Source organism: Curtobacterium sp. NPDC098951 (assembly GCF_044759965.1).
Taxonomy (GTDB): domain Bacteria; phylum Actinomycetota; class Actinomycetes; order Actinomycetales; family Microbacteriaceae; genus Curtobacterium.
This window is the reverse complement of sequence record NZ_JBIWAG010000005.1, coordinates 190,196-203,406: the sequence shown is the minus strand read 5'-3', so window position 1 is coordinate 203,406 and position 13,211 is coordinate 190,196. Positions and strand designations below refer to the sequence as shown.

General features: G+C 74.6%; 4 protein-coding genes and 1 other RNA gene. 4 read left to right on the top strand and 1 reads right to left on the bottom strand.

Annotated features, from left to right (window positions below):
- Positions 1-890: 890 nt before the first annotated feature.
- Positions 891-1,565, bottom strand: coding sequence for an SDR family oxidoreductase (locus ACIQUC_RS14890; RefSeq protein WP_031261751.1), 675 nt, complete (start codon positions 1,563-1,565; stop codon positions 891-893).
- Positions 1,566-1,602: 37 nt separating this feature from the next.
- Here ACIQUC_RS14890 and ffs point away from each other — a divergent pair.
- From ffs to recR, 4 genes are all read left to right on the top strand, one after another.
- Positions 1,603-1,699, top strand: an RNA gene (ffs, locus tag ACIQUC_RS14885) — signal recognition particle sRNA small type.
- 229 nt (positions 1,700-1,928) lie between these two features.
- The gene (locus tag ACIQUC_RS14880) at positions 1,929-9,458 is read left to right on the top strand and encodes a choice-of-anchor G family protein (RefSeq protein ID WP_402268386.1); all 7,530 of its coding nucleotides are present in this window, start codon (positions 1,929-1,931) and stop codon (positions 9,456-9,458) included.
- 144 nt (positions 9,459-9,602) lie between these two features.
- Entirely contained in the window at positions 9,603-12,587 is a 2,985-nt protein-coding gene (locus tag ACIQUC_RS14875; protein ID WP_402268383.1) for a DNA polymerase III subunit gamma and tau, read from the top strand.
- Positions 12,587-13,186: a recombination mediator RecR gene (recR, locus tag ACIQUC_RS14870; protein WP_022908014.1), complete on the top strand. Its 600-nt coding sequence runs from the start codon at positions 12,587-12,589 to the stop codon at positions 13,184-13,186. Before ACIQUC_RS14875 ends, recR begins: the two co-directional genes overlap by 1 nt.
- Positions 13,187-13,211: the final 25 nt, after the last annotated feature.

Below are 13,211 nucleotides of genomic sequence, written 5' to 3'. Positions count from 1 at the left end.
GCGGCGGGGGCGCGGTCCGCGGGGGGTGTTCGGTCAGCGGGGCGTTGGCGCGGGTGCCGGCGTCCGCGGCTGGGTCCGCACGGTGCGGCTTTCGTCGGCTGGTGCGGGGTTGGTGGCTGGGTGCGCGCTTGCAGCGCGGCACGGTGCCGTCAAGCTCGCACGGGGTGACGAGGCGCGCACGGTGCGGCCGGGTAGGCCCGTCCACGTTCCTCGCACGGGTTGACGAGGTGCGCACGATGCGGACGGGAGGCGCGGGGCGGGCTGGCGCCGCGCCTCCCGTCCGGCGGGTGGTGCCGCGCACTGCACGGTGCGGTGTTCGTCGGCTGGTGGTGGGTTGGTGGCTGCGTGCGCGCTTGCAGCGCGCCACGGTGCGGTCAAAGTCGCACGGGGTGGCGAGGCGTGCACGGTGCGGCCGGGTAGGCCCGTCCGCTTTCCTCGCACGGGGTGGCGAGGGGCGCACGGTGCGGACGGGAGGCGCGGGGCGGGCTGGCGCCGCGCCTCCCGTCCGGCGGGTGGTGCCGCGCGCTGTACGGTGCGGTGTTCGTCGGCTGGTGCGGGGTTGGTGGCTGGGTGAGCGCATGTAGCGCGGCACAGTGCGGTCAAAGTCGCGCGGGGTGACGAGGCGCGCACGGTGCGGCCGGGTTTGGACAGTCCGCTTTCCTCGCACGGGGTGGCGAGGTGGGCACGGTGCGGACGGGAGGCGCGGGGCGGGCTGGCGCCGCGCCTCCCGGCCGCCGGGTGGTGCCGCGCGCTGCACGGTGCGGCTTCCGCCGGCTGGTGTGGGGCTGGTGGCTAGGTGCGCGCTTGCAGCGCGGCACGGTGCGGTCAAAGTCGCACGGAGTGGCGAGGGGCGCACGGTGCGGCCACGGGCCGGGACCCCGCCGCGGCGCTCAGCGGAGCGACGCGACCGCCGCGGGGATCGGGGTGTCGCCGCTCGTGACCTCGAACTGGACCCCGACCGCGGTGTCGTCGACCAGGGCGTGGAGCACGACCGCTGCGACGTCTGCGCGGGGGATCGATCCACGGGGGACCGTGCGGCCGACGTCGACCGTGCCCTGCGGCGGCGTGTCGAGCAGGCCTCCCGGTCGGACGATCGTCCAGCGGAGGCTCCGGGCACGGATGTTCGCGTCGGCCTCGGCCTTGGCGCGCAGGTAGACCTGGAAGACGTCGTCCTCCGATGCGGCCGGGACCACCGCGCGCTGCGGGTCGTACGCGTCCGCACCCATCGCCGAGATCATGACGTAGCGCCGGATCCCAGCCCGCTCGGCGGCATCGGCAAGCAGGATCGCCCCGTCCCGGTCGACCGTCAGCTTCCGCTCCGCCCCGCTGCCCGGGCCGGCGCCGGCGGCGAACACCACCGCGTCGACGCCGCGGAGCCGGAGCCCGAGGTCGTCGTCGTCCATCTGCTCGAGGTCCGCGACGATCGCCCGCGCGCCCTGCTGCTCCACGTCCGTGACGTGGGCGGGGTTGCGGACGATGGCGACGGCGTCGTGGCCGGCGTCGGTGATCTGGCGGGCGAGGAGGAGGGCGATCTGGCCGTGGCCCCCGGCGATGGCGATCTTCATGTGTCCGATCATGCCCGTCGCGTCCGGTAGACTTCTCGGCGGCTCCTCACGTGACGCCATCCAGGCCAACTCCCCCAGGGCGGAAACGCAGCAAGGGTAACCGGGCTCTGGCGGGTGCGTGAGGAGTCTTTTCTGTTTCCTGCCCGGGTGCGTGCGGTGTCGCTTCCGTTCCCGGGCCGGTCGGCCGGACAACGTCCGCACGCCGGGTGTCCGTTTCGTAACGGGCTGCGGACAGCACCCTGATCGTGTGCAAAGATCACCCTCAGGAACTCCCAACCAGGGTTCCTGACCCTCCACCGCCTCACCAGCGGAGGAGTTTTCCGGATCAGGTGGCGAGCATGCTCGCCAGGAAAAGAGACACGCATGCGCAGGCACGTGTCGCTGCGGGGTACCCGTGTACCCACGACGGCGGGCGACTGGACACGACGGATCTTCGGTGCTGGCGGCCGAGCTCGACGACGAGCATCGGACGATCGGCGTCTCCTCCTGCGCGGCGGCGTCGTCGCCACGGTGACGGCGCTCGTCGCCGCCACCGTGGCGATCCAACCCGCGGTGGCTGCACCGACCGACGTCTCCGAGGCCGAAGGGCTGCTCCTCAGCGGGTCCGGCATCGTGAACGTCGACGGCATCGCCCAGCTCGGTGGGGCCTACTCCGCGCGCGGTGCGACCACGGGCGGCGGCACCACGAACCAGCCACTCAACGTCGAGGCCCTGAACACCGTCGGCGTCGACCTCGGGAACGACATCGACCTGCTCGGGTCGAACGGCATCCTCACCCTCGGGGTGAACGGCCAGTACGCGACGACCTCGGCGAACGGCGCCACGGCGTCCTCGGGCCTCCTGACCAACGACGGTGGCATCGGCGTGGGCACCGGGATCGGGACCGGTGCGTCGACGCTGGACCTCGCGCCGCTGTTCAGCCGGGTCGGCGCCGACACATCGGTGCTGTCCAACGCGCGGCTCCGGGTCGGAGCGCTCGCCTCGACCCTGACCGCGACGCGTGGCACGACGGTGAGCACCACGAGCGACTACCGGATCGCCGGGGCCGACCTCACGCTGACGAGTCCGGCCGTGCAGGGACTGACGACGTCGCTCCGTGACCAGCTGCGCACCGTCTCCGGTCAGGTGAACGGGGTCTTCGGTACCGGGGGAGCCCTGCAGGGCACCACCGGGACGGTGACCACCCAGATCCAGACGCTGCTGCGCCAGGCGCTGCTCGGCACGGTGACCGTCAGCGGGACGACGATCACGTCGAACGTGAACCTCAACCTCGACGACACCCTCACCCAGGTCCTCCAGCAACCGCTGACGGACGGCGCCGTGACGATCGTCCCAGCGACCGGGACCATCACGGTCGACCTCGACGAGCTCACGGCGCTCAACGGCCAGCCGGCGAACACCCCGGTGCTGACGACCGCCGCGGTGGACTCGATCAACCAGAGCATCACCACGATCCTCGGTACCCAGCTGCCGACCACGCTGCAGACGGCGGTCGTGAACACGATCAACTCCACCGGCGTCCGGGTGGACATCGCGACGAACGCCACCGTGCTCGGACAGCCGTCCGCTGCGATCGGTCTCCGGATCGACACGACGCTCGGCGCGCTCGCCGGCACCGCGACCGCGACCCCCACGGTCACCACGTCGGGCAGTGTCGCCGGACTGCCGCTGCCCCTCGGCACCGTGCTCGCGCCGGTCGTCAGCGGAACCGTCGTCCCGGCGCTGCAGGGTGCGCTCCGGCCCGTCATCGGCGGGGCGGCCCTCGCACAGCTCGGCACCGCCCTGACGAACACGACCTCGGCCGTAGCGACACTGCTGTCCCCGGTCGTCCTGCTGATCCGTCAGGTGATCGACCTCACCGTCAACGCGCAGGACACCACGACCGGGTTCCGCGACGGCCGCGGCTCCGACCCGGGCGCCCGGAGCGTGCACGCCCTGCGGCTGTCGATCCTCCCCGGGGCGAACGTCGCCACCGTCGACCTCGCCACGTCCACCGTGCGGGCCGCGGCCTTCGTCGCGCCGACGATCACGACCCCGACCGCGAACCAGGTCTTCAGCGTGCCGACGGCGTCCTCCACCCGCACCGTCACCGTGAGCGGCACCGGCGAGCCCGGCGCCACGATCGCGGTGGACCTCGGGAGCGGCCGGACCGCCACCGCGACCGTCGCGGCCAACGGGGCGTGGACCACCTCGGTGGCCAACGTGCCGACCGGCTCCTGGACGGCCACCGCGACGCAGACGGTCGGTGGTGCGGCTGCAGGCTCGGCGACGCAGCAGTTCTCGGTCGTCGCGCAGCAGGCGCTCACGATCACCGCGCCGACGGCGGGGCAGACCTTCACGACCACGGGCACCACCGCGCCGGTGACCCTGACCGGCACCGCCACCGCCAACGCCCGCATCGACATCGACCTCGGCGGCGGCCTCAGCGCCACCGGGACCGCCGCCGCGAGTGGTGCCTGGAGCATCACGGTGCCGGACGTCCCGATCGGCGAGCCGACCGCGAGCGTCACGCAGACCGTCGGGGACAGCACCTCGGCACCGGTGACCCGTGCATTCCGGGTGGTCGCGGCTGCCGGACTGACGGTCGACACCCCGACCGCGGACCAGGACTTCCCGCTCGCCGGGGACGCCCGGGACGTGCCGTTCTCCGGTTCGGCGCAGCCCGGCGCCCGGGTCGACGTCGACCTCGGTGGCGGCCGCACGGCGACGACGACCGCGAACGCCGGTGGGACCTGGTCGACCGCGGTGGCGGACGTCCCGGCGGGGGAGTACTCCGCCCGGGTGACGCAGACCGTCGGTGCGTCCACGAGCACCCCGGTGACGCGTGACTTCACCGTCACGGCGGCGGCTCCGTTGCGCATCACCGCCCCCGAGGACGGCAGCACCATCACCGTCGCCGACCCGACCTCGACGACGCCCGTCACGGTCTCCGGCACCGCCGCGCCGAACGCACAGGTGTCCGTCGGCATCGGCGGGTCCTTCACCGCGACGGTGACCGCGGACGGCGACGGCGACTGGGAGACGACATTCCAGGGCGTCCCGGTCGGCGACCGCACGGCGACCGCTCGGCAGACCGTCGGCGGGACGACCTCGGGTCCGGTGACGTCCGACTTCACCGTGGCCGCCGGCGCTCCGATCGCGATCACCGCGCCGGTACCCGGCGCCACCGTGACCGTGCTCGACGCCGACAGCACCACCGACCTCGTCGTCACCGGCACCGCCCAGCCCGGAGCCGACGTGGCGATCTCGCTCGGCGGCGGGCTGACCGCCACCGCGTCCGCGGACGGCGCCGGGGACTGGACCGCCACGGTCCGGGACGTCCCGGTCGGCCGGTGGACGATCCAGGCGACCCAGACCGTGAACGGCACCACCTCGCCGACGGTCCGTCAGGTCGTGACGGTCGTCGCGGGGGCCGCGCTCGCCGTCACCTCGCCCGCCCAGGGCGGCACGACCGCCGTCGCGACCGAGAGCTCGACGATCGACGTGGCCGTGTCTGGGACCGCGCAGCCGGGAGCCGACGTCGCCGTCGTCCTCGACGGGACGGGCGACCCGGTCACGACCACGGCGGGCACCGACGGGTCGTGGTCGGTGACCCTGCAGGCGGTCGGCACGGGCGACCACACCGCGAGCGTCACGCAGACGGTCGGTGGACAGACGTCCGCGGCCGTCGACCGGGACTTCTCGGTCGCGGTCGGTGACGACCTGGTTATCGAGTCGCCGACGGACGCTCAGCAGGTCCCCGCGGGGACGGGCGGCCAGATCGGCGTCGTCGTGCGCGGCACGGCCGAACCGGGAGCGAGCGTGCGTGTCACGGTCGACGGGGGCGACCCCGTCGCCGTGGTCGCCGACGGCGCCGGCAACTGGTCGACCGACCCGACGGAGCTCGCCATGGGCGACCACACCGTCACCGCCGTGCAGACCGTGAACGGGACGACCGGCCCCACCGTCACCCGCGACTTCACGGTCGTGCCGGGGACCGCCGTCGCGATCGACTCGCCGGCGGTCGGCTCGCGCTTCGTCGTGGTCGACGGGGACGCCACGGCCACCGTGGCGATCTCCGGGACCTCGGAGCCGAACGCGGACATCACCGTCTCGCTCGGCCCGGACACCCGGTTCACCACCACGGCCGACGGCGCCGGGGCGTGGAGCGTCGACGCGACCGGTCTCGCACCCACCGGCACCTACACGGTGAACGCGAGCCAGAGCGTCGAGGGCGTGGTCACCGCTGCGATCCCGACCACCTTCCTGGTCGTCACGGCAGCGCCGCTCGCGATCACGGCGCCGACCACGACACCGATCACGGTCGCGGGCGACGCCGTCCGCCGTGACGTCACCGTGTCGGGTACCGGCCAGCCCGGAGCCACCGTGACCGCCGGTACCGACGGCGAGGACGACCAACAGACGACGGTCGCCCCGGACGGCACCTGGTCGGTGACCTTCGCCGACCTCGGCGTCGGCGAGCACCCGGTCTCGGTGACGCAGACCCTCGCCGGCACGGTCTCCTCCCCGGCGACCTCCGCACCGGTCACGCGCACGGTCACGATCGAGGCCGCCGACGCCGTGCGGGTGACGACGCCGGCCGACGGAGCCGTCCTGCTCGTGCCGGACGCCGGCGCGACGCGCGACGTCACCGTCACCGGGACGGCGGAGCCAAACGCTCTGGTCACCGTGCGACTCGGCGTCGACGCGGTCAGCACCACCGCGGACGGAGACGGCGCGTGGACCGTGACGTTCGGCGGGGTCGGTGTCGGTGACCCGACGCTCACCGCGACCCAGACCGTCGGCGGGACCAGCGCCTCCAGTCCCGCGCAGACCGTCTCCGTGCGCGCCGGGACCGCGCTCACCCTGACGACGCCCACGGACGGCACCGTCCTGACGGTCGCCGACGCGGCCGGTACGGCCGACGTGCTGGCGGCCGGACGGGCACAGGGCGGCGCCACCGTCACGGTGACCCTGTCGACCGGCGACTCCGACGAGGTGACCGCCGCTGCCGACGGCGCCTGGGAGACGACGTTCGCGGACGTCCCGGTCGGCGACCACACGGTCCGCGCGACGCAGGTCGTCGGCGGGCAGACGTCGGCACCCGTCACCGCGGCGGTGTCGGTCCGCGCCGGTGCGCCGCTCACGGTGACGACCCCGGCCGGGGCCGCCTCCGCGACGGTCGCCGACGACGACGCGACGACCGACGTGCGGTTCGCCGGCACCGGCCAGCCCGGAGCGACCGTCACGGTCGACCTCGGTGACGGCGGGACCGCGACGGCACGGGTCGACGACGACGGGGACTGGGCCATGACGGTCGAGGACGTGCCCACCGGTTCGTGGACGGCCGACGTCACGCAGGCCGTGAACGGGACGACGAGCGCGGCGGTCACCCGCCCGGTGTCCGTCGTCGCCGCGGCCGCCCTGACCATCCGCCAGCCCGGTGACGACCCGATCACCGTCGCGGACGCGGACGCCACCACCACGGTGACGATCGCCGGCGACGCCCAGCCGGGCGCCACCGTCACGATCACGGTCGACGACGGCGACCCGGTCGAGGTGACGGCGGGCGGGGACGGCTCGTGGAGCGTCGACGTGCCGGACCTCGGCGTCGGGACGCACGACGTGAGCGTCACGCAGACGGTCGACGGGTCCACGTCCACGACCCCCGTCGAGACGACGTTCGCGATCGTGGCCGGCGCTCCGGTCGGGATCGACGAGCCGACGGCCGGCCAGCAGTACACCGTCGCCGGCGAGGGCGCGACCACCACGGTCGACGTCAGCGGCACGGCGGAGCCCGGTGCGACCGTCGTGGTCGACCTCGGCGGCGGACGCAGCGAGGCCACCACCGCGGACGCGGACGGGAAGTGGAGCGTCTCGGTCCCGGACGTGCCCGCCGGGACCCCGGAGGTCAGCGTCACGCAGCGGATCGGCGACACCGTCTCCGCCCCGGTGGCCGTCGGGATCCGGGTGCTCGTCGCGGACCCCATCACGATCGCCACCCCGGCGGACGGGTCGACCGTCCGCGTCGCGCAGCAGGACTCGGTCGCGACGGTGACGGCGAACGGTGCCGCGGCGCCGCGGTCCACCGTGCGGGTCACGACCGACGGCGGCGACCCGCAGACCGTCACGGCGACCGCCGCCGGCACGTGGTCGCTCGACCTCGAGGGACTCGCCACCGGGCAGCACACGGTCCGGGCGACCCAGACGGTCGACGGGTCGACCTCGGCGCCGGTCGTGACGACCTTCACGATCGCTGCCGGCGCCGCGCTGACGGTCGACACCCCGGCCGACGGCGACACCGTCACCGTGCCGGCCGGCACCACGAGCGCGACCGTCCCGGTCAGCGGTCAGGGGCAGCCGGGCGGGACCGTGCGGATCGTCACCGACGACGGTGACCCCGTCGAGGTCCCGGTGGGCACGGACGGCCGGTGGTCGACCGAGTTGACGGGGTTCGACGCCGGAGACCACACGATCGTCGTCACGCAGGTCGTGAACGGCACCACGTCGTCGCCGGTCCAGCGTGACCTGACGGTCGAGGTCGCCGCGGTCGACGCGATCGTCGTGACCTCGCCGGCGAACGGGACCGCGTTCCGCGTGCTCGGCGGCACCACGGACGTCCGTGTCACCGGCGTCTCGGCGCCGAACGCGGCGGTCTCGGTCCGGATCGACGGCGGCACCCCGGTCACGACGACGGCGAACGGCGACGGCGAGTGGGCCGTGACCGTGCCGTCGGTCGGCACCGGGCCGCACTCGATCGCCGCCTCGCAGACCGTCGGCGGGACGACGACGGACGCGCCCGAGGTCGGGTTCTCCGTCGCCGCAGCGGCTCCGATCAGGGTCACGAGCCCGCAGGACGGCCAGGTCGTCCCGATCACCGGGGCGACGACGTCCATCGTGGTGAGCGGCACCGCGGAGCCGAGGGCCACGGTGACCGTCGGCATCGACGGCCGGACGGCGACGACCACCGCCGGTGGCGACGGCTCCTGGACCGTCACCGTCACCCGGGTCCCGCCGGGCACCCACACCGTGTCGGCCACCGAGACCGTCGGCGGTCGCACCTCCGACCCGGTGACCAGCACCGTGCGGGTCGTGGTCGCGCAGCCGACCGACGTCACCATCACCAGCCCGACACCCGGCCAGCTCCTCCCGGCGACGGGCACCGGCGACACCGCCGCCTTCACGGTGACGGGGCACGCCACGCCGGGCGCGCTCGTCACGGTGCGCCTGTCGAACGGACAGGTGCGCACGACGACCGCCGACGCAGACGGTGACTGGAGCGTCACCTTCGACCGCGTGCCCGAGGGCGCGTGGACCCTGGAGGCGTCGCAGACCGTGAACGGCACGACGACGGTCTCGCAGCCGGTGCCGATCGTGGTGGACGCCGTCGAGCCGCTCGCGGTCACGTCCCCCACGCCGGGTGCGCACCAGACGGCCTCGGCCGTCGGCTCCGTGGACTGGCGCGTCACCGGGACCGCCGAACCGGGGGCCACGGTGACCGTCGTCGCCGACGACGGCACGCCGGTGACGACCACGGCGGACGAGGACGGCGCCTGGTCGGTCGTGCTGCGCCTCGCGGTGGGACCGCACACCATCCGCGTGACCCAGACCGTCGCGGGTGCGACGTCGGCCGCGCAGTCGGTCGCGGTGGTGGTCGACGCGGCCGTGCCGGGCAATCCGGGGACGCCGGGGGACCCCGGGACGCCCGGGACGCCAGGTGTGCCCGGGACCCCCGGAGCCGGGGCGGTCGGGAACGGGAACGGGACCGCCGGTGGGTCCGGGTCCGGTGGGCTCGCGTTCACCGGTGCCGAGGTCGGGCCCCTCGCCGGGGCGGCCGGCGGCCTGGTGGTCCTCGGGTTCCTCCTGCTGGGGCTGTCCCGCCTCGCCCGCGGCATCCGCCGCCGACGCGTCTGACCCCACCCGCACCGTCCGCACCGCGCCTCGCGTTCCGTCGTCCTGACGGACGGGAGGCGCGGTGCGTCACGTGCGCCCTCCCCACTTCCCACAGGTGGTCCGGTCCGACCATCGGGTGTCGGCCGTCCCGGCTACCCTTGGGGCGTGGTCACCGCCCTGTATCGCCGTTACCGGCCCGAGAACTTCGCCGAGCTGATCGGACAGTCGCAGGTCACCGATCCCCTCCGGACGGCCCTGCGCACCAACCGGGTCAACCACGCCTACCTCTTCAGCGGGCCGCGCGGCTGCGGCAAGACGACGTCCGCCCGCATCCTCGCGCGCTGCCTGAACTGTGCAGAAGGTCCGACCGACACCCCGTGCGGCGTCTGCCCGAGCTGCGTCGAACTGGCGCGCGGCGGCGGGGGTTCGCTCGACGTGATCGAGATCGACGCCGCCAGCCACAACGGTGTCGACGACGCGCGGGACCTCCGTGACCGTGCCGTGTTCGCCCCGGCGCGCGACCGCTACAAGATCTTCATCCTCGACGAGGCGCACATGGTGACGCCGCAGGGCTTCAACGCGCTGCTCAAGCTGGTCGAGGAGCCGCCGGAGCACGTGAAGTTCATCTTCGCCACGACCGAGCCCGAGAAGGTCATCGGCACCATCCGGTCGCGCACCCACCACTACCCGTTCCGGCTCGTCCCGCCGGCCGCGATGCTCGAGTACGTCGAGCAGCTCTGCCAGCAGGAGTCGGTCTCGGTCGCACCGGGTGTCCTGCCGCTCGTCGTCCGCGCGGGCGGCGGCTCCGTCCGCGACACCCTGTCGTTGCTCGACCAGCTCATGGCCGGCAGCGAGGACGGGGCGATCGCGTACGAGCGAGCCGTCGCGCTCCTCGGCTACACCGACGCCGCACTGCTCGACGACGTCGTCGACGCGCTCGCCGTGGCCGACCCGGCGTCCGCCTTCGCCGCGATCGACCGCGTGGTCCAGACCGGTCAGGACCCCCGTCGCTTCGTCGAGGACCTGCTCGAGCGCCTCCGCGACCTCATCGTGGTGGCCGCGACCAACGAGAGCGCCGCTGCCGTCCTGCGTGGCGTCTCGCCGGAAGAGCTCGACACGATGACCCGGCAGGCCGGCGTCTTCGGTGCGACCGGGCTGTCGCGCGCGGCGGACATCGCGAACCGGGCGCTGACCGAGATGACCGGTGCGACCTCGCCGCGACTCCACCTCGAGCTGATGACCGCCAGGATGCTCGTGCCCGAGGCCGACGACACCCAGCGCGGTGCGCTCGCCCGGGTCGAGCGACTCGAACGACGCATCGGCGTCGGCGACGCCGGTGGGCACCAGGCCGGACCGGAGTCGCTCCCCGCGGCGGGTTCGACCTCCGCCCAGGCGCCCGGTGCTCCGGCCGCTGCACCCGCTCCCCGCGCGGCACAGGCTCCCGCGACACCCGCTGCGGCGCCCGTCCAGGCTCCGGCCGCGGCGATGCCTGCTCCGGTCGACGCCGGACCGGCCGCGGCTCCTGCCGCCGACCCCGGCGCCACCGCTCGGGACGCGACCGCCTCGTGGGCAGCCGCGGTGCCGAGTGCGCCCGAGGCGCCCGTGGACGAATCCGCACCCGCGCCGGCTGCCGGCGTGACCCCGACCCCCGCCGCAGGGACCGCGAACGCGTCCTCGACGGGTCAGGGCACCGTCGCCGGCGACGAACCGGCCGTGCGTCCCATCGGCGCCGTCGGGTTCCAGCAGCTCCGCGACTCCTGGCCGCAGATCGTCGAGCACGTCCAGCACCAGAAGCGTTCGGCATGGTCCGTCGTCGTCACGGCGCAGGTCACGGCGCTGCGGGACGACGTCCTCACCCTCACGTTCCCGAGTCACCAGGACGTCGCCTCGTTCAAGGAGATGTCCGACCCGAGCACCAGCGTCAGCGAGCTCCTCCGCGCCGCGATCGTCGACGTGCTCGGCCTGCGCGTGAAGTTCGTCGCACGCGGTCCGGGGGGCCCCGGCCAGCAGCGTCCGCCGCAGCAGCCCGGAGCCCAGCCGCCGCAGGGCATCGGGCAGCGGACGACGCCGACCGCCGGTCCGGTGTCCGACGCCGGAGCCACCGCGACCCCCGCGCCGACGTCGAGCCCTGCGCCGTCCAACCCTGCGCCGTCCAGCCCCGCGCCGGAATCCAGCACCGCGCCGACGTCCAGCGCTGCGCCGAGCGGTGACCCGGCACCGATCGCACCCGTCGCACGGTCCGGTGCCGATCGCCAGGACGCCGCGCCCGGCGGCCCGGACGCGACGCCCGCGCCGGCGCCGCACGACGCTGCGGAGGCCCGACCCGACGCAGCGCCGTCCCGGCAGGGCGACCGGTCGACCAGCCCGGAACCGACCTCGGCTCGTCCGGACGCAGCCACCGCGCGACCGGCGCAGGCCCAGGGTCAGACCCCGGCTCCCGTTGCGGCCGAGGCGCCGCGAGACGCCGATCCGCGCCCGACGCAGTCCCGTCCCGCCGCGTCCCCGGAGCCGTCCGGCGCGCCGGTCACCGAGTGGGCCGTCGCCACCATCCCCGCTGCCGACCCGACCGCGGGCGGCGAGCCCTCGTGGTCGGCGCCGTTCGGCACGACCGACACCGGCGAGCCGGTCGCCCCCGTGCAGACCGTGTCCGACCCGCGCGCGGACGCTGCCCTCGCGGCGCAGCTCCGCCCGGCGTCCGCGCTCGGTGCCGCCCCACAGCAGCGCGCCGCACAGCACGACGCCGCACAGCCGAATGCCCCACAGCAGGACGCCGCGACTCAGGACGCGGCACCCCAGGCGGCGGCGACGCCGGACGTGGCTGGGCAGGCTGCGGCGGCACCGGACACCGCGCCTCCCGCGGGCGGCCCGGTCGGCGCCCCGGACGTCCCCGTCGACGACTATCCGCTCGACGACGACCCGTACGGCGACGGCGAGCCCTACCCCGATGCGCCACCGGCCCCGCAGAACGCTCCGCAGCAGCATGCCCCGCAGCAGAGCGCGCCGCGCCAGTCGGCGCCCCAGCGCCCCGCCGCACCGGCACCCCAGGTCCGGCGGACGCCCGTCGCGGGTCGCTACGGCGAGGCCGTCGTCCGTGAGATCCTGAACGCTCAGTTCATCGAGGAGACCTCCCTCCACGAGGAAGGCGCCTGATGTACGACGGCATCGTGCAGGACCTCATCGACGAGTTCGGTCGCCTCCCCGGCATCGGACCGAAGTCGGCGCAGCGCATCGCGTTCCACATCCTCCAGACCGAGTCGTTCGACCCGAGCCGGCTCTCCGAGCTGCTGGCGGACGTCAAGGAGCGGGTCCGCTTCTGCGAGATCTGCGGCAACGTCACCGAGAACGTGCAGTGCAGCATCTGCCGCGACCCGCGTCGGTCCCCGGCCGTCATCTGCGTCGTGGAAGAGGCGAAGGACGTCGCCGCGATCGAGCGCACCCGCGAGTTCCGTGGGCTGTACCACGTGCTCGGCGGCGCCATCAGCCCGATCGACGGCATCGGCCCGGACGACCTGCGGATCCAGCAGCTCATGACGCGACTCGCGGACGGCACCGTCGACGAGGTCATCATCGCCACCGACCCCAACCTCGAGGGCGAGGCCACGGCGACGTACCTCAGCCGGTTGCTCGTGCCGATGGGCATCCGCACGACGCGGCTCGCGTCCGGTCTGCCGGTCGGCGGCGACCTCGAGTACGCCGACGAGGTCACCCTCGGGCGCGCGTTCGAGGGCCGTCGGGTCGTCGGCGGCTGACCGACCGGGCCGGACGGGCGCGCAG

What these genes read in the sequence shown, in the direction of transcription:
- recR (WP_022908014.1), top strand. Translation starts at nt 12,587, where the DNA reads ATGTACGACGGCATCGTGCAGGACCTCATCGACGAGTTCGGTCGCCTC.
- ACIQUC_RS14880 (WP_402268386.1), top strand. Translation starts at nt 1,929, where the DNA reads ATGCGCAGGCACGTGTCGCTGCGGGGTACCCGTGTACCCACGACGGCG.
- ACIQUC_RS14890 (WP_031261751.1), bottom strand. Translation starts at nt 1,565, where the DNA reads ATGAAGATCGCCATCGCCGGGGGCCACGGCCAGATCGCCCTCCTCCTC.